At 39.5% G+C, this 25858-nt stretch carries 22 protein-coding genes; 12 read left to right on the top strand and 10 right to left on the bottom strand.

The window, feature by feature from the left end; genetic code table 11:
* Window positions 1-68: 68 nt before the first annotated feature.
* Window positions 69-857 carry a nucleoside-binding protein gene (locus AC6H44_RS06030; RefSeq protein WP_500737987.1) on the top strand — a complete coding sequence of 263 codons (789 nt, stop codon included), beginning with the start codon at window positions 69-71 and terminating at the stop codon, window positions 855-857.
* A gap of 98 nt (window positions 858-955) precedes the next feature.
* On the opposite strand, the gene AC6H44_RS06025 is transcribed toward AC6H44_RS06030, so the two are convergent.
* Window positions 956-1753: a M48 family metallopeptidase gene (locus AC6H44_RS06025; RefSeq protein ID WP_500737986.1), complete on the bottom strand. Its 798-nt coding sequence runs from the start codon at window positions 1751-1753 to the stop codon at window positions 956-958.
* 172 nt (window positions 1754-1925) lie between these two features.
* Here AC6H44_RS06025 and AC6H44_RS06020 point away from each other — a divergent pair, with 172 nt between their 5' ends.
* Complete coding sequence (locus AC6H44_RS06020; RefSeq protein ID WP_500737985.1) at window positions 1926-3128, top strand: Bcr/CflA family efflux MFS transporter; 1203 nt, start codon at window positions 1926-1928, stop codon at window positions 3126-3128.
* A 24-nt stretch (window positions 3129-3152) separates the two neighbouring features.
* Here AC6H44_RS06020 and grpE read toward each other — a convergent pair whose 3' ends face one another.
* Window positions 3153-3764: a nucleotide exchange factor GrpE gene (gene grpE, locus AC6H44_RS06015; RefSeq protein ID WP_500737984.1), complete on the bottom strand. Its 612-nt coding sequence runs from the start codon at window positions 3762-3764 to the stop codon at window positions 3153-3155.
* A gap of 58 nt (window positions 3765-3822) precedes the next feature.
* Window positions 3823-4788, bottom strand: a complete 966-nt coding sequence (locus tag AC6H44_RS06010; RefSeq protein ID WP_500737983.1) for an HrcA family transcriptional regulator — start codon at window positions 4786-4788, stop codon at window positions 3823-3825.
* Between the two features lie 166 nt (window positions 4789-4954).
* Between AC6H44_RS06010 and nadK the strand changes: the two genes are divergently transcribed.
* From nadK to AC6H44_RS05985, 5 genes are all read left to right on the top strand, one after another.
* Entirely contained in the window at window positions 4955-5839 is an 885-nt protein-coding gene (gene nadK, locus AC6H44_RS06005) for an NAD(+) kinase (protein ID WP_500738383.1), read from the top strand.
* Window positions 5840-5911: 72 nt separating this feature from the next.
* Window positions 5912-6472 carry a hypothetical protein gene (locus tag AC6H44_RS06000; protein ID WP_500737982.1) on the top strand — a complete coding sequence of 187 codons (561 nt, stop codon included), beginning with the start codon at window positions 5912-5914 and terminating at the stop codon, window positions 6470-6472.
* Between the two features lie 75 nt (window positions 6473-6547).
* Window positions 6548-8221: a DNA repair protein RecN gene (gene recN, locus AC6H44_RS05995; protein WP_500737981.1), complete on the top strand. Its 1674-nt coding sequence runs from the start codon at window positions 6548-6550 to the stop codon at window positions 8219-8221.
* Between the two features lie 47 nt (window positions 8222-8268).
* A complete protein-coding gene (locus AC6H44_RS05990) occupies window positions 8269-8586 on the top strand; it encodes a hypothetical protein (protein WP_500737980.1) in 318 nt (105 codons plus the stop codon).
* Between the two features lie 283 nt (window positions 8587-8869).
* A complete protein-coding gene (locus AC6H44_RS05985) occupies window positions 8870-9406 on the top strand; it encodes a hypothetical protein (RefSeq protein ID WP_500737979.1) in 537 nt (178 codons plus the stop codon).
* Window positions 9407-9505: 99 nt separating this feature from the next.
* Here the strand turns inward: AC6H44_RS05985 and AC6H44_RS05980 are convergent, their stop codons facing one another.
* From AC6H44_RS05980 to AC6H44_RS05965, 4 genes are all read right to left on the bottom strand, one after another.
* A complete protein-coding gene (locus tag AC6H44_RS05980; RefSeq protein ID WP_500737978.1) occupies window positions 9506-9694 on the bottom strand; it encodes a hypothetical protein in 189 nt (62 codons plus the stop codon).
* 47 nt (window positions 9695-9741) lie between these two features.
* Entirely contained in the window at window positions 9742-11157 is a 1416-nt protein-coding gene (locus tag AC6H44_RS05975; protein ID WP_500737977.1) for an FAD-dependent oxidoreductase, read from the bottom strand.
* 9 nt (window positions 11158-11166) lie between these two features.
* Window positions 11167-15624: a glutamate synthase large subunit gene (gene gltB / locus AC6H44_RS05970; protein ID WP_500737976.1), complete on the bottom strand. Its 4458-nt coding sequence runs from the start codon at window positions 15622-15624 to the stop codon at window positions 11167-11169.
* Between the two features lie 461 nt (window positions 15625-16085).
* Window positions 16086-16424 carry a Grx4 family monothiol glutaredoxin gene (locus AC6H44_RS05965; protein ID WP_500737975.1) on the bottom strand — a complete coding sequence of 113 codons (339 nt, stop codon included), beginning with the start codon at window positions 16422-16424 and terminating at the stop codon, window positions 16086-16088.
* 264 nt (window positions 16425-16688) lie between these two features.
* Here AC6H44_RS05965 and AC6H44_RS05960 point away from each other — a divergent pair, with 264 nt between their 5' ends.
* The 4 genes from AC6H44_RS05960 to AC6H44_RS05945 all read left to right on the top strand — a co-directional run bounded on the left by AC6H44_RS05960 (window position 16689) and on the right by AC6H44_RS05945 (window position 22250).
* The gene (locus AC6H44_RS05960) at window positions 16689-17270 is read left to right on the top strand and encodes a superoxide dismutase (protein ID WP_500737974.1); all 582 of its coding nucleotides are present in this window, start codon (window positions 16689-16691) and stop codon (window positions 17268-17270) included.
* A 209-nt stretch (window positions 17271-17479) separates the two neighbouring features.
* A complete protein-coding gene (locus AC6H44_RS05955; RefSeq protein ID WP_500737973.1) occupies window positions 17480-19402 on the top strand; it encodes a PrkA family serine protein kinase in 1923 nt (640 codons plus the stop codon).
* Window positions 19403-19433: 31 nt separating this feature from the next.
* Window positions 19434-20717 carry a YeaH/YhbH family protein gene (locus AC6H44_RS05950; protein ID WP_500737972.1) on the top strand — a complete coding sequence of 428 codons (1284 nt, stop codon included), beginning with the start codon at window positions 19434-19436 and terminating at the stop codon, window positions 20715-20717.
* A gap of 18 nt (window positions 20718-20735) precedes the next feature.
* Window positions 20736-22250, top strand: coding sequence for a SpoVR family protein (locus AC6H44_RS05945; protein WP_500737971.1), 1515 nt, complete (start codon window positions 20736-20738; stop codon window positions 22248-22250).
* Here the strand turns inward: AC6H44_RS05945 and AC6H44_RS05940 are convergent, their stop codons facing one another.
* Both AC6H44_RS05940 and AC6H44_RS05935 read right to left on the bottom strand, forming a co-directional pair.
* A complete protein-coding gene (locus AC6H44_RS05940) occupies window positions 22251-23222 on the bottom strand; it encodes a sensor domain-containing diguanylate cyclase (protein ID WP_500737970.1) in 972 nt (323 codons plus the stop codon). It lies immediately after the preceding gene.
* Between the two features lie 6 nt (window positions 23223-23228).
* Window positions 23229-24233, bottom strand: a complete 1005-nt coding sequence (locus tag AC6H44_RS05935; protein ID WP_500737969.1) for a response regulator — start codon at window positions 24231-24233, stop codon at window positions 23229-23231.
* Between the two features lie 218 nt (window positions 24234-24451).
* On the opposite strand from AC6H44_RS05935, the gene tpx reads away from it, so the two are divergent.
* Window positions 24452-25033, top strand: coding sequence for a thiol peroxidase (tpx, locus tag AC6H44_RS05930; protein WP_500737968.1), 582 nt, complete (start codon window positions 24452-24454; stop codon window positions 25031-25033).
* Window positions 25034-25107: 74 nt separating this feature from the next.
* Here the strand turns inward: tpx and adk are convergent, their stop codons facing one another.
* Window positions 25108-25752, bottom strand: a complete 645-nt coding sequence (gene adk, locus AC6H44_RS05925; protein WP_500737967.1) for an adenylate kinase — start codon at window positions 25750-25752, stop codon at window positions 25108-25110.
* Between the last annotated feature and the right edge of the window lie 106 nt (window positions 25753-25858).

Below are 25858 nucleotides of genomic sequence, written 5' to 3'. Positions count from 1 at the left end.
ATAAATAATTAACAAATTAACCGTGTTTGCTATAATGTGATATTCAGCGTGTCACATAAAATATGGTTATGAAAATTAAAAACTTACTACTCCTTGTTGCACTAGGTGCCTGTACCTTAAGCTCAACAGCAACGGCTGCTAATTGGAGCAATACCGCGCTTCATATTAATAATGGCAGCCACAAAAACCCATTTACCGAACAAAAATCGAGCACGACTGTGTACTCAATAGAGCACGCTTCTGGTCATAATTATGGCGATAACTTTTTCTTTATTGATTACAGTTCCGACAGCAACGAGGATGGCTTTCAAGATCAAGACTTTTATTTTGAAGGTTATTCTACGCTCAGCTTATCGGCTGTAATGGACGAAAAAGTAGCATCAGGCGCGCTCGTTGACGTTGGTTTAACCATGGGTATTAATGCTGCAGGCGATGCTAAAGTTGTAAAATACTTACCGGGTATAAAGTTAAATTGGGATGTACCGGGTTTTAATTTTGTCTCAACACTTGTTACTGCTTACATAGATGACAGCGAAGGCGTTGCAAAAGGTGGAGCCCCCATTGAGACTAATAGTTGGATGTTTGATGTCGCCTTTGATTACCCACTTATGATTGGCTCTCAAAAGTTTAACCTGAAAGGTCACGCAGAGTACATAGCTGAGCGCAAAGATGAGTTTGGTAATGATGTACGTGCGTGGTTTTTAGCCCAACCTATTATTGTATGGGATATGGGACACGCGCTAGAAATGAAAGAAAACACCTTATTACTCGGTATGGAATGGCAATACTGGCACAATAAATTTGGTACTGATGTTAGCGAATCAGTCCCGCAAGTTCATTTAGAGTGGACGTTTTAGGTTTTAGGTTTTAGGTTTTAGGTTTTAGGAAATATGATAATTGAAAAGCCTGTCAGTTTATATCTACAGGCTTTATAGTTTCCTAATGAATATTTAAATTACAACTTACACTGCGGATTTTTACCTTGTGCTCTAGCTGTTTTTCGCTCATTCAGCGCTTTATTCATTTGTGCTTGTAAATTTGCAATACGGCTCGTTGGCGCTGGATGAGTTGATAAAAACTCTGGTGTAGCGCCACTGCCCGCTTGGCTCATATTTTGCCAAAGCGTAACAGACTCTTTAGGGTTAAACCCTGCTTGTGCCATAAGATCTAAACCAATAGTATCTGCTTCTGACTCATGTGAGCGACTAAATGGTAAAACCACCCCATATTGAGCGCCTAAGCCAAGGCCTTGCATAATTTCATTGCGGTATTGAATGTTACCCATTTCAAGTGCTGCACTGCCTAACTGCATGCCCGTTTTTAAAATTGAGCTTTGTGAAACACGTTCATTTGAATGCTCAGCAATCACGTGCCCAACTTCATGCCCAAGTACAGTGGCAACTTGATCTTGGTTTGTGGCAATTTTTAATAATCCCGTATGCACACCAATATAACCGCCTGGCAGCGCAAATGCATTCGCGGATTCATCTTCAAATACCACCACTTCCCAATTTTGAGACGCATATTGAGTAGGTAACACAGCCACTACTTTTTCAGCAATGCAATTAACGTAACTGTTTACTTTGGGATCTTTATTGACAGGCTGCGTTTTTTTCATTTCTGCAAAACTCGCTGTGCCCATTTGACTCATTTGTTGATCTGAATAAAGCGCAATTTGCGTGCGCCCAGTGGGTGAGGTTTTACAACCAACTAATACTGCGCTAGCAAATACTGCCAAAACCAATTTTTTCATTATTGTAGTGCCTTAAAACCGTATTTTAATAATTATAGAATAACAAACACTGTAGAAGTTTAATATCTTTGCTTTTTATAATTATTTAATTAAGTTAGCAGGCAAACTAAGTTTATCCTACCTATTTGCCCTGCTATAATGCAGCCCTTGTGTTGTAACTTTGAGTGTTTAAATGAACGCCTCGGCTTCTTCTTTTAATACCCGTATTTTATTACCGTTATTAGCCAGTATTGTAGCGATCACCCCACTGGCAATTGATATGTATTTACCAGCAATGCTAGTAATTGCCAACGATCTGAATACCAGTATGCCTAATGTACAAATATCCTTGAGTATCTATTTGGCGGGGTATTCATTGGGTATGTTATTTTTTGGTCCAATTGCCGATCAAATTGGCCGGCGTAAATTGGCAAAGATTGGTTTAAGTTTATTTGGATTAAGCTCACTGGCATTAGCATTTACTAATGAAATAAATACTTTTTGGATACTTAGAGCTGTACAAGCATTTACAGGGGCGGCAGCCACTGTTGTCGTTCCTGGGATTATTAGGCATATATATCAAAAAAATACAGCTAAAGGTATGTCTTACGTTTCGATGATCATGATGATAGCGCCGTTACTCGCCCCTTCTATCGGCTCGGTTATTTTAGGTTTTTCGCTCTGGTCTACCATTTTTATTGTGTTAGCCACTTATAGCTTTGTAATTTTACTCTTTGTGCAGTGCTATTTAATTGATATTCCAATATTTAAAAATGATCGCAAAGGATTAGCACTGTTTTTTTCAAGCTATAAAGTTGTGTTAGGTAACAAACATGCGCGTGCTGATATTTTAAGTTCGATGTTTGTTTCATTTGGCTTTTTTTGTTTTTTAACATCTGTTTCGTATATTTATCTAGATTTGTTTCAGGTATCTGAACAATTATTTGGTTTACTATTTGCCTTTAATGTAATGGCGCTTATGTTTGGTAACTTTTTAAATACTCGCGTTGTACCGCGTATTGGCTCCCGTAAAATGCTTTATTATGGCCTAGTGTGTGGTTTTATGTCAGGCGCCGCGCTATTAACTTTTAGTATATTACATTTATCGCTTTACTTTATTGTTGCTACTATTGCCCCATTAATGATGAGCTTGGGTATTATTGCCAGTAATGCGGACTCTTTAATCTTAATGAAGTTTGAAGAAAATAGCGGCACAGCCACGGCTGTAATTGGTACACTTCGTTTTGGCAGTGGTGCGCTAGTAGGCCCCATTTTAGCCATAATGCACGCACAAAGTGCAATTCCATTTTCTAGCTTAATGTTTAGTGCTATTTTGCTAACCATAGCTGTACAAGTCATTCATTATTTTAAAGACAAAAAAAATGCCTCACAATGAGGCATTTTCAGTAATGTAGTTAAATTAAGCATCAGCCGCTTTAGATACCATAACCATGGCAGGGCGAAGTAAACGCCCGTTTAAGGTGTACCCTTTTTGCATTACTGCTAACACAGTATTAGGGGTTACATCGTTACTTGGCTGAATCGACATTGCTTGATGAAAATCGGGGTTAAACTGCTCACCTTGTGGATTTACAATTTCTACACCAAACTTGGCAACCGCATCGTTAAAGCTTTTCACTGTCATATCAATACCCTCTAATAGAGGCTTGAGCGTTTCGTTTTCTTTATCTGAAAACTCAATAGCACGCTCTAAATTATCAATCACAGGAAGTAACTCATTCGCAAATTTTTCCAGTGCAAATTTATGTGCTTTTTCTACATCTTGTGCAGCGCGACGACGCATGTTGTCAACATCTGCTGCGGCACGAACTACGCTGTCTTTTTGATCTGAAATGGTTTGATTTGCCGCTTCAAGCTCAGCATATAGCATCGCAATTTCTGCTTCTGGGCTTTGCTCTTGCTCTGCGTGTTGTTCTGCAGCTTCTACTGCGGCTTCAACATCAGCTTCCATTTTAGCCACTTCTTCGTTCAATTCTACTTCTTGCTCTGGGTTTTGTGTCTGCTCAGACATAAAATATACGCTCCAATTCTTTACAACTGCGGTAATTATGGGGATTGAATAAAAAGATTCAAGAGTTAGACGGCTCTAATAATTTAAATTCTTGGATTATTTTTTCTAATTGTGCTGATTTTGGACAAATAACACAAAAACGACTCTGGTATTCCTGATTTTGAAAGTAAGGCACACTAAGCACAATTAATTCATCGCAAGCGCCAAAAGGTAAATTTTCAGCGCTGAGAATAGAGACTCCATTTTTAAATGCAAGTTTATCTTCCACGAAGTTTAAAAATGACACACCGATATTAAGGCTTTGCTCGCAGTCAATTTTTTTGTATAGATAATTTTCACCCACCACAATGCTATTATCAGAACCTAACTTTTGGCTTAGTTCACGCGTCCATTGGGTTAAAGAATCATTGCAATTTCGCGGAGCGGTATTTGCCATCGCTTGCATTCTATACAAACCTTCTATTAATGTTTGCTGACTAAATACCGTATTAAGCCAAGTAGCAAACTCATAGCGCTCGCTGTTATCACAATAGTGTGGTTTATTAATACAAATATTATGGCTTTGCCCTGCTCTATCTAGTAACAAAATAAGCCAATTGGTTGCATCAAAATCGAGAACTTCTACTCTAAACACCTGTTGTGATTTTACTTGAGGTAACCCTACACAACAACATACTTGATAACGTTGGCTGAGCCCATGTGCAAATTCAACCAATTGAGCTTGTTCTGGTTGCCAATAATTTGCAATATTGCCAAGGGTAAAAAATTCATCAAACCAATAATCAAAACCATTATCAGTGGGTACACGCCCTGCTGATGTATGTGGCGAATACAACAAACCCACTTTCTCAAGACGTGCCATGGCATTACGCACAGTTGCTGAACATACTGCCATTCCTTTTTGCTTTGCGATTTTTGTCGAAGGCACAGGTAAACCTTGTCCATTGCAATAAAGGCTCATTACCGCAGCAAATATTTGTTGGTCTCGTGGGTTTAGTTTCATGTTATCTACATCTTTATACATAAGGTGTATATCGGGGCTAGGTATTATTATTTCAAGTATAAAAAATGTAATAATTCTAAATTTTACAGTGAATTAATTAAATCACTGGTAATTACTAAGAACTGTATTTTCAAACACTTCTGTTTTAGGTTACTCTACAAATATGAGCAATTTCAGTGTATTTATTATGGACTCTCCGTTTAACACTATCGGCTTGATTGGAAAGCCAAATCACCCCAATGCAGCCGCTACTTTACAACGTTTACATACGTTTTTATTAGCCTTGGGTTTTGAGGTGATTGTTGAAAATCGCACAGGGAGCCAGCTCAGTGATGTACCGAGTGACAAACTAGTAAAACTCGTTGATTTAGGCGAGCGCGCTGACTTGGCAATCGTTGTCGGTGGCGATGGTAATATGCTAGGCGCGGCACGCGTACTTGCCCGTTTTGATATCGCGGTCATTGGTGTGAATAGAGGTAATTTAGGCTTTTTAACTGATTTAGACCCCGAAGGATTTGAAGGCAGTTTAGAGCAAGTGCTCAGCGGCGATTATATTGAAGAAAAACGTTTTTTATTAGAGGTTGAGGTTTATCGCCATAACGAGCTTAAAAGCGCTAATTCTGCCGTAAATGAAGCAGTATTACATGCCGATAAAGTAGCGCACATGATCGAGTTTGAAGCATTTATAAATAATGACTTCGTGTTTTCTCAACGCTCAGACGGTTTAATCGTGTCAACGCCCACAGGTTCGACTGCCTATTCCTTATCAGGGGGCGGCCCCATTTTAACCCCTGAACTTAATGCAATGTCACTAGTGCCAATGTTTCCGCATACTTTGTCTAGTCGGCCTTTAGTGGTTGATGCTGATAATGAAGTACGTTTAAAGCTGAGTCTTGAAAATACAGATAGCCTTCAAGTAAGTTGCGACAGTCACGTAGTGCTTGCTGTTTTACCTGGTGATGAAGTGGTGATACGTAAAGCCGATAAAAAATTACGCTTAATTCATCCAAAAAACTACTCGTATTATAATGTGCTTCGTACAAAACTAAATTGGGGCAGCCGTTTATACTAAGTTATTGCCAAACACATGACTTTAGAGCAAGATACTCGGCTAGATTTTTAACATTATCAGGAAAGTATCGTAATGACTTATGTCGTTTTTCTTGCTTTATTATTGTTGTTAATTACTTTACTTGGCAGCTACTTACTCATCGAAAGTAATCGTAAAAAAACCATTGAAGTAAAGAAAAAGCTGTTTAATGAACGTGTTTCAAATACGCAATTACGTTTAAAAGTAAAACTTAACGAATTACTTGATGCAGGAGTCATTAGTACAAAACACCTCCCTCGAATTCAAGCCGTGGTAAGTAATTTTTTTGTAGTGCAATCGCACACCGACGAAAATTTAAACAGGCTTGAATCGTTAACTGACTCACTTATTAATATTCTTAATGAAGAGCTAGTCAAAACATACAAAAGTAATAGTAATGAAGCGTTTGCTCAAAGCACACACTATTTTATTGCAGAATTACCTGCTAAGGGTATTTTATACAACAAAAGCTTTTACCAAGACGTTCTCCCAACGCTGATTTTAAAATTAAAAACCGAGGATGCAGTGCAACCAGTTGATAATATTAACTTTATTGATGAAGCCTCCTTGGTAGAAGAAAAAACAGACACACTCAGTGAATCGAGTGTTGCTTAAAATATATAAATTTAATTTGCAAAAAAGCAAAACACTGTATAAATTAACAGTTAATTCACTGGATGGATGAACAGTATGTTAATTGGTTTAGAAATTAAAAATTTTGCAATTGTAAGTAATTTAAGCACTGAATGGCATTCGGGCATGACCGCAATTACGGGTGAAACCGGAGCGGGTAAATCAATAGCCATTGATGCATTGTCATTATGTCTTGGAGAACGCGCTGAAGCCTCTGCTATTCGCCCTTGCACCGATAAAGCAGAGGTCTGTGCACAATTTGATTTAAGCAACTTACCACTCGCTCAAACTTTTTTAGAAGACAACATGCTTAATAACGACGACAACGAATGCCTACTTCGTCGGGTTGTTTGTAAAAATGGCCGCAGTAAAAGCTACATTAACGGTAGCCCCGTTACTGCTGCGCAACTAAAAGAGCTAGGCCAATATTTAATTTCTATTCATGGCCAACATGCACATCAGCATTTATTAAAAGCAGAACATCAACTACAACTTTTAGATGCCTATGCAGGGCATCACAGTTTAGTTAATGCAGTAAGCCAATGCTATAAACGTTATGCTGACTTACAAAAAGAATTTAAGCAGCTAGAACAACAACAGCAGCAACAAGCGGCGCAAAAACAGTTATTAGAATATCAAGTGGCAGAGCTTGATGAATTTGCCCTGCAAACAGGTGAATTTGAGCAGATAGAAGCTGAGCATTATAAGCTTAGTAACAGCCAAACCATATTACAAGCTTGCCAACGCGAGCTTCAACATTTATATGAAAGCGATGAACAAAACGCATGTTCATTACTACAGCACAGCGCACAGCAGTTTACCGAGCTGGCTCAGTATGATGAAAGCTTAGCCAATGTAGCTGCACTACTTGAAGAAGCTGCAGTACAAGTTGAAGAAGCAAGCAGAGAAATACGCAATTACACTGAACAAGCCGATTTAGATCCTGCTCGCTTAATCGAAGTAGAAAATCGGCTCAGTGGTGCTATGGATTTAGCAAGAAAACACCACATAAAGCCGCAAGAGCTTGTTGAGTTTCATCAAACTGTTACACAAGAACTCGACTCTATAAGTAATAACAGCTCACGACTAGAGCAACTTGAAATAGAAATTGAACAGGTGTTTGGGGATTACCAAAACGCCAGCGGAAAATTAAGCACTAGTCGCCATCAATACGCCAATACGCTTAATGGCTTGATCAGCGAAAGTATGGCTAATTTATCTATGGAAAATGGTGTATTTGAAATAGCGCTCACCGCACAAAATGATCGTTCTCCGAATGGCTTAGGCTTTGATAATGTTTCGTTTTTAGTTTCAACGAACCCTGGACAACCATTGCAACCTTTAGCAAAAGTAGCTTCTGGTGGTGAGTTATCACGAATTAGTTTAGCCATTCAGGTTATTATTGCGCAAAAAGTCACAACCCCTACACTTATATTTGATGAAGTAGATGTCGGTATTTCTGGCCCAACAGCTGCTGCTGTTGGTAAACTACTGCGCCAGCTGGGTAAGTCGGCACAAGTTATTTGTGTTACTCACTTACCTCAAGTGGCGAGCAGTGCTCATCAACAATTTTTTGTTGCCAAGGAAATTGCCGATGGTGAAACATTTACCCATATGCTGGCATTAAATAAAGAAGGGCGAGTCAATGAAATTGCTCGCTTACTTGGTGGTGATAATATTAGTAAAATGGCTAAAGCAAACGCGAAAGAACTAATAAAAGCGCACGGATAAAATTAATAATTTTACAGTGTGTACCTTAATTTGGTGAGGAAACCTTAATGCAAACAACGGTCATTTATTCTGGCTTAGCAATTAACTGGCTATTACTTATAGTCAGTGTACTTTTGGCTGTGTTTAGTAAGTTTAAGCATACGCAATTTAAGCAAGGCTTGTATCGTTTTTTGAATATCGCTTTAACAATACAGATTGTTATTGCTGCTGCAGTGATTTTTTACAGCGCCACAACGAGTGAGCTAATTACATTGAGCAGCTTAGCGATTGGATTTCAACTAATCTGTAATTTTATTTGCTATAGAAGCGTGAAACGCCGACAAGCCAAAGTAAAACCGACTCTAGAACACTTCTCGATGGATTGAAACGTTAAATAATTTACGTTTTATCTTTAATTTATAAAGGCAAAATATAAATCACATTGCAATGATTGTATTTTAAGTCAATAAATAGAGTTATATATCAACTGGTTTGCTAGTACCTGATTTTTTATCTAATCCGAAAATGTTAATTTTTAAATTATAGTTGATATAAATATTGTTTTTAGTCATTATTTATCTATGTCAGGGATGAACAATGTTATTTTTAATATTAATTTCTGTGACGCCAATACTATTGTTAAAAATATTAAAAACTTAAGGATTAAAAATGAAGAAGCTTATTTTTATCGTACCCACATTACTTATTCTTTCAGGATGCAAAAGCACAGATATTAGCCGTGCAGTAAAAGATGGAATCAACGGTGCAATAAATAGTGCATCTACCTCTACCAACCAATCTATTTTACCCTCCACACCAAAAACATACACCACAACGGAAACAACAATCGCTACTTACAAAGCAATAAAAGAATCGAGGGATTATGGTGATATTACCTTAGCTAAAACCACTGCAAACCCCACAAAACAAACTAGAGTTATAATTAACAAATGTGTACATCCTCGTGTTGGTGAAGTTAAATGCGAAGCTTATATGCACGAAATTAGCCCAGAAGGCTGGATAGTCGACGCACAACAAAATAAAATATTTATTGAAAAACGCTCAAGATATAATGATAAAGTAATTCCCGCAGGCAACTACTATATGAAAGTAAAAACAGAGGGTGTTGCTAAAGAGAGTTATGCTGTTGGTAATATTGAAATTATGCCATTTGTTACAAATTATGTTGATATAACATTTGAATAATAAAAACATCGAGTAGGGTGAGGCTTTTGCCTCATCCTTCTCTCAGAACCGTACGTACGGACCTCGTATACGACTCCTGTATTCTTCTATCCTTTCGGTTTATTTACTAAACGCCGATTGAGCAAGCCATCCTGTACTTACTTTTTCCATTGAATATAAACCTAGCTCTTCAAACCATTGGTTTGGCATTGCTACACTCGATAATGGACTTAGTGAGTTTCGCCATGAGTTCATTTTTATAAACTTAAATGGCGGCTTTTTCCCTAATTGTTTTAGTCGTCTATGCAATCTAGCTGGATTTTTCCAAAACCTTAAATAAATGGCCGTAAGCGTATTTACACTTTTAGGTAATCCATAATGCCTTCTGCAGCGTTACGTCCTTCAAATATAGCGGTGACCACTAAGTCTGAACCACGAACAATATCGCCACCAGCAAATATTTTAGGGTTAGTGGTTTGATGGGTGAACTCCCCTTGCTCTGGCGCATTAATACCGCCCCAGTGATTAATTTCTACGTCGTACTGTTCTAACCAATCCATTTTATGAGGCTTAAAGCCAAATGCCATAATCACTTGTGTTGCTTCAATAATATGCTCTGAACCTGGTACTTCTTCAGCACGACGACGGCCATTTTCATCGGCTTCACCAAGTTGGGTTTTCACCATTTTAACACCGGCTACAACGCCTTTTTCATCAAGTACAATTCCTTTAGGCTGAACGTTATAAGTAAAAATCACCCCTTCTTCTTTGGCATTTTTTACTTCACGCTTCGAGCCTGGCATATTTTCTTCATCACGGCGATACGCACACGTTACCTTTAACGCATTATGACGAATTGAAGTACGCACACAGTCCATTGCTGTATCACCCCCACCGAGCACGACCACTTTTTCGTTTGCCATATCGATACAGGCTTGCTTAGATTCATCGTAACCCATAACGCGATTCGTGTTACCAATTAAAAACGGCAACGCATCGTGTACACCCGGCGCGTCTTCATTTTCAAGCGCTGCACGCATACTCTGATAAGTCCCCACTCCCAAAAATACCGCGTCATACTCGTTAAGTATTTCATCCATGCTAATGTCTTTACCCACTTCCACATTAAGCTTAAATTCAACACCCATTTCAGTAAATATTTCGCGACGTTTTTGCATGACTTGTTTTTCTAATTTAAAAGAAGGAATACCAAAAGTTAGCAGCCCACCAATTTCTGGGTGACGGTCAAACACCACAGGTTTAACGCCGTTACGTACTAAAATATCAGCACAGCCTAAGCCCGCAGGCCCCGCGCCAATAATGGCCACTTTTTTATCAGTCCATGTCACGTATGACATGTCTGGTTTCCAACCCATTTTGAACGCGGTGTCGGTGATATATTTTTCAATATTACCGATTGTTACCGCACCAAACTCTTCATCTAGCGTACATGAACCTTCACATAAGCGGTCCTGTGGGCATACACGCCCACATACTTCAGGCAAACTATTAGTACGATGCGATAACTCTGCGGCTTCTAAAATACGCCCTGTGCGGATCAGCTTTAACCACTGTGGAATATAGTTATGCACCGGGCATTTCCATTCACAATAAGGATTACCACAATCAAGGCAGCGATCAGCCTGTGAATTAACCTGACTTGCTGAAAAGGGTTCATAAATTTCTACAAACGATTTTTTACGCGACGAAATAGGTTTTTTGCGTGGGTCTACACGCTGCACGTCTATAAATTGATATACATTTTCGCTCATACTGCCCCCTTATTGCGCCTGAATACGTAGTTCGGCGCTACTGCGGGCGCGATGCCCGAGTAAACTGTTTACGTCACTTGATTTAGGTTTTACTAATTTAAACATGGGTAAGTAGAGTTCAAAATTAGCTAAAATAGTTTCTGCTCTGCATGAGGCTGTTAGGTCTAAATGATCAGCAATCAAGCCGCGTAAGTGCTCTTGATGTGAACGCAATTCATCTAAAATAACCACTTCAACCAGTTCTGGATTGATGCGTTTTTCAAAATCGCCTCGCTCATCTAAAATATAAGCAAATCCACCAGTCATACCTGCACCAAAGTTCACTCCTACGTTACCAAGTACACAGACAACGCCACCGGTCATATATTCACAGCCATTATCACCAACCCCCTCAACAACGGCTTGCACGCCCGAGTTACGAACAGCAAAACGCTCGCCTGCACACCCTGCTGCAAATAATTTACCGCCAGTTGCACCGTACAAACAAGTATTACCAATGATTGTTGCTTTATGGCTTTCAAATGACGAACCCAGAGGTGGGCGAATGACGAGCTTACCGCCCGCCATCCCTTTACCAACATAATCGTTAGCATCGCCAACTAACGTCATTTCAAGGCCACCGGCATTCCATACACCAAATGATTGACCGGCTGTACCATGCAGTTCAATAACCACAGGATCTGCTGCCATGCCTTGGTTGCCATGTTTATCGGCAATATAACCAGAGAGCATAGCGCCAACCGATCTATCGGTATTACAAATACGGCTCACTAATGAAATGCCGCTTGAGTTATCAATCGCCTCTTGTGCCTTACCTAATAGGCTCTCGTTTAATTTGCCTAAATAATGCGAGCTATTTGGCGCACTGCAAAACAAGGTTTCACCCGTTGGGTTATTTGGCTGAGCGATAACCGCTGATAAATCAATTTTTTGCTGCTTCGCTGTTTTGCCTTCAATCGCTTCAAGTAAGTCTAAGCGACCAATCAAATCGGTTAGGTTTGTAACTCCTAAGCTTGCCATAATTTCACGCGCTTCTTGAGCAATGAACTTAAAGTAGTTCATCGCCATTTCAGGCAGGCCATGATAATGCTTTTGACGTAATGTTTCGTCTTGGGTTGCCACCCCCGTTGCACAATTATTTAAGTGACAAATTCGTAAGTATTTACAGCCTAATGCCACCATGGGCCCTGTGCCAAAGCCAAAACTTTCTGCGCCTAAAATGGCCGCTTTGATGATATCAAGTCCGGTTTTTAAACCGCCATCTGTTTGCAAGCGAATACGATGACGAAGACCATTTTCAACAAGTGCTTGTTGCGTTTCAGCAAGACCAAGTTCCCATGGGCTGCCAGCATATTTAACCGAGGTTAATGGACTTGCGCCCGTGCCGCCGTCATAGCCTGAAATAGTAATTAAATCGGCATACGCTTTTGCTACACCGGTAGCAATTGTACCCACACCAGGTTCTGAAACGAGTTTTACTGAAATCAGTGCCTTCGGATTTACTTGTTTTAAATCAAAAATCAGCTGGGCCAAATCTTCAATAGAGTAAATATCGTGATGCGGCGGCGGTGAAATAAGTGTCACCCCGGGTACTGAATAACGAAGTTTTGCAATATAGGGGGTTACTTTTTCACCCGGTAATTGTCCACCTTCGCCAGGCTTTGCACCTTGTGCCACTTTTATTTGAATAACATTCGCATTGCGTAAATAATGCGGTGTTACACCAAATCGACCCGAAGCCACTTGTTTAATACGTGAATTTTTTTCGGTACCGTAGCGTAGTTTATCTTCACCACCTTCACCCGAATTTGAACAGCCACCTAAACGATTCATGGCAATTGCGAGTGCTTCATGCGCCTCAGGTGATAATGCACCAATACTCATAGCTGCTGAATCAAAGCGTTTATAAAGCTCAGTGGCTGGCTCTACCTCATCAATGCTAATGCCTTTTTCTGGCAGTTTTAAGGCCAACATATCACGCAAAGTGGCTACTGGGCGGTGATTAACTAACTTCGCGTATTCGCTGTAATCACTGTACTGGCCGCTACGTACTGCTTTTTGAAGAGTTTGAATCACATCAGGATTATAAGCATGATACTCACCACCGTGGACGTACTTAAATAAGCCACCATGGCTTAGCAATTTACGTTTACTGAGCGCGAGTTTATGAAGGCTTTGCTGATCATCGTCAAAATCGCTAAAACAGGCGCCTTTAATACGACTTGCTACCCCTTTAAAACACATCTCAACAATCGCGTCCGATAGACCAACTGCCTCAAACAACATTGAGCATCGATATGACGCAACTGTACTAATGCCCATTTTAGACATAATTTTGTACAAACCTTTGTTGATCGCTTGACGGTATGCCAGTGTTACTTCGCAGTACGTTTTGTTGATCACCTTAGCATCGCTCATTGCAACCAGCGATTCATACGCTAAATAAGGATAAATTGCGGTTGCGCCAAACCCTATCAACACGGCAAACTGATGCGCATCACGCACACTGCCGGTTTCGATAATAATATTAGACTCACAGCGTAAGTTATTATCTACTAGGCGTTTTTGTACTGCACCCACAGCCATCGCAGCAGGAATAGGCAGTTGACTTTCATCAAAGTTACGATCTGTTAGTACTAACATTATGCACCCTGATGCCGCTTTTTCTTGTGCTTCATCACAAATGCGTTTAACCGCGTTTTCAAGGCCTTCTTCAACTGTGTAAGTAATATCAATCTTACAATAGCTATAGTGCGCTTCATCGGCGTTAAGTAGCTGCTGCATGTCAGCATACATTAAAATAGGGGTATCAAATTGTAAGCGCTTAGCATGCCCTGTGGTTTCATTAAATACGTTTTGCTCACTGCCAATACAAGTGGCCAGCGACATAACATGATTTTCACGTAAAGGGTCGATTGGCGGATTAGTCACTTGAGCAAACTTTTGACGGAAGTAATCATAAAGCGAGCGATGACCTTCACTCAAAACAGCAAAAGGCGTGTCATCACCCATTGAACCGGTTGCCTCTTGGCCATTTTCACCCATCACCCGAATAACGCTGTCTAGCTCTTCGTTAGTGTAGCCAAACATCTTTTGATATTTAGCCAATGTAACGTCATCGAACGAGCGATTACCTGCGTCTTGCTCAGTAAGCGCTTCAAAAGGCGTTAACCGTTTAACGTTTTCTTCTAACCATGATTTGTAAGGGTGGCGTGATTTTAAATCTTGATCAATTTCATCTGAATGCCAAATTTTACCTAGCTTAGTATCAATAACAAGAAGCTCACCTGGGCCAACCCGCCCTTTTTCAACCACTTCGTCAGCGGTGTAATCCCAAATACCTACTTCTGATGCTAAAGTAATAAAGCCATCTTGAGTAATAATATAACGCGCTGGGCGCAGACCATTTCTATCTAAGTTACAGGCAGCAAAACGCCCATCTGACATAACAATTCCTGCGGGACCATCCCATGGCTCCATGTGCATTGAATTAAAATCATAAAATGCGCGCAAATCGTCATCCATTGCGCGATTTTTTTGCCATGCAGGTGGCACTAACATACGCATAGCGCGAAATAAATCCATACCACCGGCTAAAAACAGCTCTAGCATATTATCAAGGCTGGATGAGTCAGACCCTGTTTCATTAACAAACGGCGCAGCGCTTTGTAAATCAGGAATAAGTGGCGATGCAAACTTATATGAACGCGCACGTGCCCATTGGCGGTTTCCCTCAATGGTATTAATTTCACCATTATGTGCTAGGTAACGAAATGGTTGAGCTAAAGGCCAGCGAGGCTGGGTATTTGTGGAAAAACGCTGATGAAAAACACAAATAGCACTGGTCATGCGGATATCCGCAAGGTCGAGATAAAAGTTTGGCAAGTCAGCAGGCATCATTAAGCCTTTATACACAGTGACTAAACCGGATAAACTGGCAATATAAAATGATTCATCAGCTATTAGGCGCTTTTCAACACGACGACGTGCAACGTATAAGCGACGCTCTAAATCTTTAGAGCGCCAGCCCTCAGGCGCACTAATAAAAATTTGTTCAAACCCAGGTAATTGCTTTAGGGCAATCGGTCCTAACATTGATGGATCGGTAGGAACTACGCGCCAGCCTAAAATATTCAGCGTTTCTTTTTCTAGTTCTTCGCTTAGAACATCTTTGGCAGCTTGTGCTAATACCGGATCAGCATTGAGGAAAATCATCCCAACGGCGTAATTTTTACCTAAATGCCAATTATTTTCGGCAGCAATAGCACGAAAGAAGCTGTCTGGTTTTTGTAGCAACAAGCCACACCCATCACCCGTTTTACCATCAGCAGATATACCGCCGCGATGCTGCATACGATCTAAACCGGTGATAGCCGTGCGAATGAGTCGGTGACTCGCTTGGTTATTAACTTGGGCTATTAAGCCAAAGCCACAATTATCTTTTTCTAATTTTGAGTCATATAACATGGACCCCTCCCCTTGCTGCGCTGTTAACGTGGATGAACGGCTCGACGATTTGCTAACAGACAATCAAAATTAGCGTTATTCCTAACCTGAGTCAATATCTTTCTGAATACATATTCATTATATTGAATATATTTCAACATCATTAAAAATCATAAAAAAACGCTAAACATTAACATTTGAGCCAAAATTAGTTCGAAAACTTAAATAACACCGGTGTTAATTTTAAGGGATTGTAACCAAAACGCCCTCGCCAAAAACAGTTTACGTAAACGTAAACCACACGGAGGGTGAATAATTATTCACAATAAAAGCGAATCTTTTTTATTTACTTAGTGATTATTACCATTAATAAGAAAATTAATAATACGCAGGTAGCGCAATCAATAAATTATAAATTTGTGTTACTTTTTTTTGGTTACAAAAAAAGCTGCATATAGCAGCTTTTTTTGAACCGTGAACGCTTACTCAGCGTCAGCGGGTTTATGCTTTGCGGCTGTTTCAGTAATGAGCGGTTGTAGTTCACCACGCTGAAACATTTCAATGATAATGTCACAACCACCAATTAACTCACCCTCAACCCAAAGTTGTGGGAATGTAGGCCAATTAGCATAAGCAGGAAGCTCTGCGCGAATGTCTGGGTTAAGTAAAATGTCTACATAGGCAAACGGTTCACCGCAAGACATTAATGCTTGTGATACTTGTGAAGAAAAACCACAATTAGGCAGTTTTGGTGATCCTTTCATGTATAAAATGATCGGGTTTTCAGCAATTTGCTGTTTAATTTTATCAATGGTTTCCATTTACAACCTCAAAATGACGATAGCGAACACATTAGGCCTTGAAAAAGTTTCACTGTGGCCTCAAATATATAGATTAACATAGGCGATTAACGCCTCAATCTTAAATAGCTTTAGCAAGAGCATTGCTGTTTGCTAAAACTTGAGTAAAATACTCAACTATTATAGTAACACTATATTCCTGTTTGGTATAGATAAGTGCCCTGTTTGTACAGGTATTACGTATAGCTTACCAGACTATCAACCAAAAGAAGATGGAGATAAAAAATGGCATTTGAACTACCGTCACTACCGTATGCAATTGATGCACTTGAGCCACATATTTCACAAGAAACATTAGAGTTTCATCATGGTAAACACCACAATACTTACGTGACTAAACTTAACGGTTTAATCTCAGGCACTGAGTTTGAGGGTAAATCACTTGAAGAAATCGTATGTTCATCAGAAGGTGGTGTATTTAACAACGCTGCTCAAATCTGGAACCATACTTTCTACTGGAACAGCCTATCCCCAAATGGTGGCGGCGTTCCAACGGGTGCAATTGCTGATGCAATCAACGCTAAATGGGGCTCATTTGACGCATTTAAAGACGCGTTAAACGACAAAGCAGTAAATAACTTCGGTTCAAGCTGGACATGGTTAGTTAAATTAGCTGATGGTTCACTAGACATCGTAAATACATCTAATGCTGCAACACCACTAACCGATGCAGGCGTTACACCAATCCTAACAGTGGATTTATGGGAACACGCATACTACATTGATTACCGTAACGTGCGTCCAGATTACCTTAAAGGTTTTTGGTCACTCGTTAACTGGGAATTTGCAAACGCTAACTTCGCATAATTAGTTTTATACTGATTTTAAAAAAGACGCCTAGGCGTCTTTTTTTATGCCTCTAATTTTGATTAACCATTTTTATACGAAGGGTGTTTTCTAAAAGCGCATTAACATTAAATTTCATATAAATTTTTAATTTTATTGCACAAAAATTTAAATTCGTGACTAGACTTCAAATAGTGAATACATTTTTAAAGTCGGTTTCGGAGGTCATTATGACTATTTTTGATCACTACCAAGCACGTTACGAAGCAACACAAGAAGAAGAGTACAGTGTTGCTCAATTCTTAGAGATATGTAAAACAGATAAGTCTGCCTACGCCAGTGCATCAGAGAGGCTACTGATGGCCATTGGTGAGCCTAAAATGGTGGATACCGCTACCGATAATCGCTTAAGTCGCTTATTTTCGAACCGCGTTGTAGCACGCTACCCCGCATTTGCTGATTTTTATGGCATGGAAGACGCCATTGAACAAATCGTGTCCTATCTTAAACATGCAGCACAAGGCCTAGAAGAATGTAAACAAGTGCTTTACTTACTTGGCCCTGTTGGAGGGGGCAAGTCATCAATTGCTGAAAAATTAAAGTATTTGATGCAACAAGTACCTATTTACTCGATTAAGGGCTCCCCTGTTAATGATCATCCATTGGCATTATTTGACCCCATTGAAGATGCAAGCCTACTCGAGAAAGAATATGGAATTAAGTCTCGCTACCTAAAAACCATCATGTCACCTTGGGCTGCAAAACGCTTACAAGAATTTAATGGAGATATTAGCCAATTTAAAGTGGTAAAACGTTTTCCGTCAATTTTAAATCAAGTGGCAATTGCCAAAACAGAGCCTGGCGATGAAAACAATCAAGATATTTCAGCGCTTGTCGGTAAAGTTGATATTCGCAAGCTCGAACACTTTGCACAAAATGACCCTGATGCCTATGCCTACTCAGGCTCATTATGTTTAGCTAATCAGGGTTTAATGGAATTTGTAGAAATGTTTAAAGCACCAATTAAAGTATTACACCCGCTTTTAACAGCCACCCAAGAAGGTAACTATAACGGCACAGAAGGCATAAGCGCTTTGCCATTTAACGGCATGATACTCGCTCATTCAAATGAGTCAGAATGGCAAACGTTTAAAAACAATAAAAACAACGAAGCATTTTTAGACCGTGTTTATATTGTTAAGGTACCTTATTGCTTGAGAGTAACCGAAGAAATAAAAATTTACGATAAACTTTTACAACACAGCGAGCTGTATAACGCCCCTTGTGCACCAGGAACACTTAAAATTTTAGCCCAATTCACTACGCTCTCACGATTAAAAGAGCCAGAAAATTCAAGCATTTATTCTAAAATGCGCGTTTATGACGGTGAAACACTCAAAGACACCGACCCAAAAGCTAAGTCGTATCAAGAATACCGAGATTACTCAGGGGTAGATGAAGGCATGACCGGACTTTCAACCCGCTTTGCATTTAAAATTTTATCGCGCGTTTTTAATTTTGATACGACCGAGGTAGCGGCTAATCCGGTACATTTGTTTTATGTACTTGAGCAACAAATTGAACGAGAGCAATTTAGTGCGGAAGTTGAAGAACGCTATTTAAGCTTTTTAAAAGGCTACTTAATTCCACAATACGTTGAATTTATCGGTAAAGAGCTACAAACTGCGTACCTAGAGTCATACTCTGAATACGGACAAAATATATTTGACCGCTACGTTATTTATGCCGACTTTTGGATTCAAGACCAAGAATACCGAGACCCAGATACAGGTCAACTATTTGACCGTGACGCACTTAACGCAGAACTGGAAAAAATTGAAAAGCCAGCAGGTATTTCAAACCCTAAAGATTTTAGAAACGAAATCGTTAATTTTGTTTTGCGCGCTCGCGCTCACAACAATGGCAAAAACCCGCTGTGGACCAGTTATGAAAAATTACGCACGGTTATTGAGAAAAAAATGTTCTCAAACACTGAAGATTTACTCCCTGTTATTTCATTTAATGCTAAAACATCGGCTGAAGATCAGCAAAAACATGAGGATTTTGTTAACCGTATGGTTGAAAAAGGCTACACGCAAAAACAAGTGCGCTTACTATCTGAATGGTATTTACGGGTTAGAAAGTCGCAATAACCTTCATAATTGCAGTTTTTAGGAGGTCATTATGGCGCATTTTATCGACAGGCGTTTAAATGGCAAAAACAAAAGTACGGTTAACCGCCAGCGTTTTATTAGGCGTTATAAAAAACAGATCAAAGAAGCGGTGTCTAATGCAATAAATAAACGCAGTGTCACCGATTCAAGCTCTGGAGAGAGTATATCTATTCCGCAACGTGATATTAGTGAACCTAATTTTCATCAAGGTAAAGGTGGAAATAGAGAGCAAATACATCCAGGTAACGATCAGTTTTCCACTGGTGACAAAATTGAGCGCCCTAAAGGAGGACAAGGCGGTGGCGCCGGTAAAGGTGAAGCGAGTGATTCTGGTGAAGGCCAGGATGACTTTGTTTTTTCCATTTCTAAAGAAGAATACCTTGATTTATTATTTGAGGACCTAGCGCTGCCTAATCTACAGGAAAACCAGCTCGACAAATTAGTACAAATGAAAATTCATCGCGCTGGGTTTTGCAGCGATGGTATGCCCAGTAATATTGATGTAGTGCGTTCATTACAAGGCTCTTTAGCACGTCGTATCGCAATGACGGCAGGTAAAAAACGGCGTCTTAATGAGCTTGAAGAGCAACTTGCGCGGCTGCTTGAACATCCTCATTACGATAAAGCGGTGGTGGCCTTATTACAAAAAGAAATCGAGATACTCAAACAGCAAATTAAAACAGTGCCCTTTATTGATAATTATGATTTACGTTTTCGTAATTACGATAAGCAACCCCATCCAACCAGTAAAGCGGTGATGTTTTGTATTATGGATGTCTCTGGTTCAATGGATCAGACAACGAAAGATATGGCAAAACGTTTCTATATTTTGCTTTATCAGTTTTTAACCCGCAGCTATAAAGACATAGACGTCGTATACATTCGTCATCATACCCAAGCGAAAGAAGTTGATGAACAAGAATTCTTTTATTCACAAGAAACGGGTGGCACCATAGTCTCTAGTGCACTTAAACTGATGAATGAAATAATAGCAGATCGCTATCACGCTGATGAGTGGAATATATACGCAGCGCAGGCCTCTGATGGAGATAATTGGGCAGATGACACTCCACAATGTGGTCATATATTACGCAACAAACTATTAAGTGCAGTACGTTATTTTGCTTATATAGAAATTACCACCCGTGCGCATCAAAGTTTATGGCGCGAGTATCAAAACATTAGCCAAACTCACAGTAATTTTGCCATCCAACATATTCAAGGTGTTGAAGACATTTACCCTATATTTAGGGAGCTATTTAAAAAAGGCCGTCAACAACAAGGCGCTGCATAGCCAAAGCGAGGTAGCAATATGAATAACAAACGAATAAGTGATGGGCCCGATTGGACCTTTGAATTATTGCAGCAGTATCAAGACGAAATAGCGCGAGTAGCTGCTCATTATAAGCTAGACACCTACCCTAACCAAATTGAGGTGATCACCGCTGAGCAAATGATGGACGCCTACTCAAGTGTAGGGATGCCGATTGGCTATACCCACTGGTCCTATGGTAAAAAATTTATTCAAACAGAACAAAATTATAAACGCGGTCAAATGGGGCTTGCGTATGAAATTGTTATTAATTCAGACCCTTGTATTGCTTATTTAATGGAAGAAAATACTTTGCCTATGCAGGCATTGGTAATGGCGCATGCTTGTTACGGACATAACTCATTCTTTAAAGGGAACTATTTATTTAAAACGTGGACTGATGCCGGTTCTATTATTGATTATTTGCTGTTTGCTAAAAATTATATCAGCCGCTGTGAAGAGAAATACGGTATTTCTGAGGTAGAGAGCATACTCGATTCTTGCCATGCATTAATGAGCTATGGTGTTGATAGATATAAACGCCCGCAACGAATTTCATTATTTGAAGAACAAAAGCGCCAGCAAGAAAGAGCGGAATATTTGCAATCACAAGTCAATGAATTGTGGCGTACCATCCCTGATCAACAGCAAGAGTCAGAAAAGCGTGAGCGTCGGTTTCCGCAAGAGCCACAAGAGAATATCTTGTATTTCATTGAAAAAAATGCGCCTTTGCTGGAGTCTTGGCAGCGAGAAATCGTTCGTATTGTGCGAAAAATATCTCAATACTTTTATCCGCAAAAACAAACTCAAGTCATGAATGAAGGCTGGGCTACTTTTTGGCACTACACTATTTTGAACCATTTATATGATGAGGGTAAACTAACTGATTCGTTTATGTTGGAGTTTTTACAAAGTCATACTAATGTTGTGTACCAACCCCCGTACAATAGTGATTATTATTCAGGCATTAACCCTTATGCGCTAGGCTTTAACATGATGGTTGATATTCGTCGTATTTGCGAAAACCCAACAGAGGAAGATAAGCGCTGGTTCCCCGAGTATGCTGGCAGTGATTGGCTCAAAACGCTGCACTTTGCTATGCAAAACTTTAAAGATGAGAGTTTTATTAGCCAATTTTTATCGCCGAAACTAATTCGAGACTTTAAGCTTTTTACCATTGTTGATCATGCTAATAATCCTCATTTAGAGATTGGCGCTATTCACGACGATAATGGCTACAAAGCAGTTAGAGACGCACTGTCCGCGCAATATAATCTTAGTAATCATGAGCCTAACATACAAATTTATGATGTTGACTTACGCGGAGATCGCTCATTAACTTTGCGATACGTACCACATGATGCCATACCGTTGGCTAATTCTTACGAAGAGGTATTAAAACATCTCTATAGATTGTGGGGCTTTAAAGTAAAATTAGAGCAAGAATCAAACTCTGGTGATATTTCAACTATTGGTCAATGCCCAATCGATGATTCTCGCCATACAACTAAGTAACTAGATATCATTTTTTATATCATCGTATACCGATACCCTATTTCGGCCATGTTCTTTTGAGTAATAAAGTGCTTTGTCGGCAGCTTCAATCCAGCGCTCATGATCTTTAAATTGCTGGTCAAAGCAAGCTATACCTATACTAATGGCCATATGAACCGTATGCTCTTTGTATCTAGCAGGCGAGGATTCTATTAACTGGCGTAAACGCTCAGCAAATACAATAGCACCTTGTTTATCAGTATCTAACAAAGTCACTACAAATTCTTCACCACCGTACCGTCCAGCAATATCAGTTTCACGTAATGCGGTTTTAAGCAAACTAGCTATGTGTCGAAGTGCTTCATCTCCACAACTGTGACCAAAGTCATCATTCACTTTTTTAAAATGATCAATATCAAAAATTAATAATGTGCTACTGCCTTCATTACGCTTAGTACGTAAAAATTCTTGACGTAATAAATGCTCCCAATGACCTCTATTGGCTAGCTGAGTAAGGCTATCAGTTTGACTTACTTGCTCGAGTTTATCATTTAACTCTTCTAGCTCTTTTTTGTTAACTGCAACATCAGTAACGTCGTAAAGAATGATACACATGTTGGCTACTTCACCTCGTGTATTGGTCAGCGGAATAAATGTCGCATTTTGATACATATAATCGGCTTTACCTGTAATTGGCCGATAATTTTTAAAACGAAATATATAAGGCTGCTGCTCCCAAATAGTAAATGAACGATTTTTTAATATAAAGACAGATTCAGCTTTACTCCTAAACCATTTTTCATCAATGGTTGGAAATAAATCAAACAGGTCTTTATCTTTTACTGCACTAGGTAGTAGCCCAGAATGATTTTCCATAAAACCATTCCAAACACAGACTTTGTAGTCTCTATTGAGTACCACAAGTCCCACATCAACAGTATTAAACATGTCCATTAACCAATGAATTTCATTTAGATCTAAATCAGCTGGCATAAATATTTAATCTTCCAGTAGATAAGCAACTTTATATTTTAAAGTTTTGAGTGAATCTTCAGTAAAAAGCAACATTAAATCACAACTAATGTCATGATCTTCAATTCCGTAACTAATTTCTATAGCAAGCGTCCGCTGCCAACGATCTTTGTTGGATCTTACTAGCTCTGACACATCACGGTGTTGACCTAACACTATCGGATGGCCTTGACTGAATGTCATGTCGAGTTGCTTTGAAAGCCCCGTTAAAATAGCGCCTATTAAAATATTACTGATATCCATTAACAACTCTAATTCTATTTTGTTGTTAAGTTCACCCTCGTAATTCATTAACGATGCAATTTCTTTAAAGCTAGAGTCATTAAGTAATAACAATGCCTCGCCAGAGATCCCTCCTCCGATAAAGCCTTGACAAATACCTGAGGTTGAGCTGTTATTGTCAACGGATCGCAGTGCCATATCAAGCTCGCTCACCTCTAAAACATTTACATTGGGTATAGGTAATTTAACAAACACGTTTAATAACCTTGCGAGCAAGTCTCCCGCTTGGCCCATTGCAACGTTGGTGAGCTCTTGGTATATGTCACGAACGTCTGGGTCAACTTGTTCACCCAAGGCATTAGAGAGACGCTCTCTTAATGCTTTATCTTTAATGCCATGGTGATCAATAATCGCCGCAAGCTTTTCGGCAGAACAAGGCTTTTGGATAAAATCAATCGCGCCAAGTTCAAGTACTCGTTGATGAGCACTTGGTTGGATATCGCCCGATACCACCACGGTGAGTACATTGAGCCCCTGCTCTTTCATGGCCATTAATACTTCATAGCCATCCATTTGTGGCATATTTAAATCAAGGAAGAGAATTTCAGGGGGGGATTTAGTGATTTGTTTTATACAATCAACACCATCGCATGCAAATTCAATTTTAATATCCCAGTCATCGGGTAGAGAGCGAGCCAACTGGCGTCGTGCTAATTTTGAATCATCACATATTAGAACCGATGTTGACATACAATCTCACTATTTCAAAGCTAGGTGTAATTTTAAGCGTGTAAAACAAAAACAAGCCACTAATGCACTAAATACGATGTCTATTTCTTATATAGTAATCAATACATTGCATATTTACAATTTTAGGTAAAAATAAAGCTGTCTATTATTCTGCTTGGTTACTTATCTACATTATAATACACTCATAACTATTGCGTTAATTTAAAAGGAAAAACTCCATGCGTCGTTCATTTGCTTTTGCATTAAGCCTATTTTGTTGTACCAGTTTTGCCGCAGACTTACCCGAAAATACACTCGATGCAGGAAAAGTAACCGCACAAGGTAAACCAGTTACATTATTAGGAAAAGGCCTCAGTGTAGGCGAGGATGCCCCTGATTTTAAAGTAGTTGATGGCAATTTTACTGCAGTTACGTTAGCAGATTATCAAGGTCAGGCAGTGTTAATTAGCGTTGTACCAAGCTTAGATACAGGTATTTGCAGCTTGCAAACTAAGCACTTTAATGAAAAGGTTGCAAAACAATTTCCTGGCGTGGCGATGCTTACCATTAGCGCCGATTTACCGTTTGCACAAAAACGTTTTTGTAAAACAGAAAATATTGATAAAGTCACTACGCTTTCTGATTCCGTTTGGCGTGATTTTGGCCAACAGTACGGACTTATAATTAAAGATATGGGCTTACTTACTCGTGCTGTCTTCATTTTAGATAAAAGCCACCGTGTTGTTTATAAACAACTTGTAACAAATCTCTCTACTGAGCCTAAGTACGATAGCGTAATTGAAAAGCTGAAAACGCTTTAAAGGACGAATTCAGGTAATAAAAAACCGCTTTAAAAGCGGTTTTTATTATTTATGCTGTCAGTGTTAGGTAAAAATTAACCTAAAAGCTCAGCGAGTTGCGTGCTTACTGCGTCAACCGCTTGAGTACCGTCTAGTTTATGGTACTGCGTATTACCCGCTTTTGCCTCTGCTTGGTAGTAATCAACCAATGGCATTGTTTGCTCATGGTAAATACCTAAGCGTTTACGAACTGTCTCTTCTGTATCATCGGCACGAATAATCAGCTCTTCGCCTGTTTCATTGTCTTTACCTTCCTCTTTTGGTGGGTTATAAACAACATGATAAACACGACCAGAGCCAGGATGAACACGACGTCCGCCCATACGCTCAACAATAACCTCATCAGCAACATCAAATTCAATAACATGATCAACCACCACGCCATTATCTTTCATTGCATCAGCTTGAGGAATAGTGCGTGGGAAACCATCGAGTAAAAACCCTTTTTCACAATCTGGTTTTGCAATACGCTCTTTAACAAGGCCAATAATGATATCGTCAGAAACCAACTGACCTGCATCCATTACTTTTTTTGCTTCAAGACCAAGTGGTGTCCCCTCTTTAATGGCAGCTCGTAGCATATCACCGGTAGAAATTTGTGGAATACCGTATCTATCCATTAAAAACTGAGCTTGAGTACCTTTGCCTGCACCCGGTGCGCCCAAAAGAATAATGCGCATATCATTGTCCCCTAATATGAGAGTTTAATTTAAAGTTTGAATTCTTCCATAAGCGCTGCCGATACTCAAGTAACTTATACTAATTGTCTATGCTCCAGCGCATAAA

It is taken from the genome of Pseudoalteromonas sp. TAP-3C, assembly GCF_059888565.1.
Note: the sequence above shows the minus strand (reverse complement) of the source record. Positions and strands in the feature narration are given on the sequence as shown.

What these genes read in the sequence shown, in the direction of transcription:
- adk (WP_500737967.1), bottom strand. Translation starts at nt 25,752, where the DNA reads ATGCGCATTATTCTTTTGGGCGCACCGGGTGCAGGCAAAGGTACTCAA.
- recN (WP_500737981.1), top strand. Translation starts at nt 6,548, where the DNA reads ATGTTAATTGGTTTAGAAATTAAAAATTTTGCAATTGTAAGTAATTTA.
- AC6H44_RS05940 (WP_500737970.1), bottom strand. Translation starts at nt 23,222, where the DNA reads ATGCCAGCTGATTTAGATCTAAATGAAATTCATTGGTTAATGGACATG.
- AC6H44_RS05960 (WP_500737974.1), top strand. Translation starts at nt 16,689, where the DNA reads ATGGCATTTGAACTACCGTCACTACCGTATGCAATTGATGCACTTGAG.
- AC6H44_RS05975 (WP_500737977.1), bottom strand. Translation starts at nt 11,157, where the DNA reads ATGAGCGAAAATGTATATCAATTTATAGACGTGCAGCGTGTAGACCCA.
- nadK (WP_500738383.1), top strand. Translation starts at nt 4,955, where the DNA reads ATGGACTCTCCGTTTAACACTATCGGCTTGATTGGAAAGCCAAATCAC.
- AC6H44_RS05985 (WP_500737979.1), top strand. Translation starts at nt 8,870, where the DNA reads ATGAAGAAGCTTATTTTTATCGTACCCACATTACTTATTCTTTCAGGA.
- AC6H44_RS06025 (WP_500737986.1), bottom strand. Translation starts at nt 1,753, where the DNA reads ATGAAAAAATTGGTTTTGGCAGTATTTGCTAGCGCAGTATTAGTTGGT.
- AC6H44_RS06000 (WP_500737982.1), top strand. Translation starts at nt 5,912, where the DNA reads ATGACTTATGTCGTTTTTCTTGCTTTATTATTGTTGTTAATTACTTTA.
- AC6H44_RS05955 (WP_500737973.1), top strand. Translation starts at nt 17,480, where the DNA reads ATGACTATTTTTGATCACTACCAAGCACGTTACGAAGCAACACAAGAA.
- AC6H44_RS05945 (WP_500737971.1), top strand. Translation starts at nt 20,736, where the DNA reads ATGAATAACAAACGAATAAGTGATGGGCCCGATTGGACCTTTGAATTA.
- gltB (WP_500737976.1), bottom strand. Translation starts at nt 15,624, where the DNA reads ATGTTATATGACTCAAAATTAGAAAAAGATAATTGTGGCTTTGGCTTA.
- AC6H44_RS06010 (WP_500737983.1), bottom strand. Translation starts at nt 4,788, where the DNA reads ATGTATAAAGATGTAGATAACATGAAACTAAACCCACGAGACCAACAA.
- AC6H44_RS05965 (WP_500737975.1), bottom strand. Translation starts at nt 16,424, where the DNA reads ATGGAAACCATTGATAAAATTAAACAGCAAATTGCTGAAAACCCGATC.
- AC6H44_RS05935 (WP_500737969.1), bottom strand. Translation starts at nt 24,233, where the DNA reads ATGTCAACATCGGTTCTAATATGTGATGATTCAAAATTAGCACGACGC.
- AC6H44_RS05950 (WP_500737972.1), top strand. Translation starts at nt 19,434, where the DNA reads ATGGCGCATTTTATCGACAGGCGTTTAAATGGCAAAAACAAAAGTACG.
- grpE (WP_500737984.1), bottom strand. Translation starts at nt 3,764, where the DNA reads ATGTCTGAGCAGACACAAAACCCAGAGCAAGAAGTAGAATTGAACGAA.
- AC6H44_RS06030 (WP_500737987.1), top strand. Translation starts at nt 69, where the DNA reads ATGAAAATTAAAAACTTACTACTCCTTGTTGCACTAGGTGCCTGTACC.
- AC6H44_RS05990 (WP_500737980.1), top strand. Translation starts at nt 8,269, where the DNA reads ATGCAAACAACGGTCATTTATTCTGGCTTAGCAATTAACTGGCTATTA.
- AC6H44_RS06020 (WP_500737985.1), top strand. Translation starts at nt 1,926, where the DNA reads ATGAACGCCTCGGCTTCTTCTTTTAATACCCGTATTTTATTACCGTTA.
- tpx (WP_500737968.1), top strand. Translation starts at nt 24,452, where the DNA reads ATGCGTCGTTCATTTGCTTTTGCATTAAGCCTATTTTGTTGTACCAGT.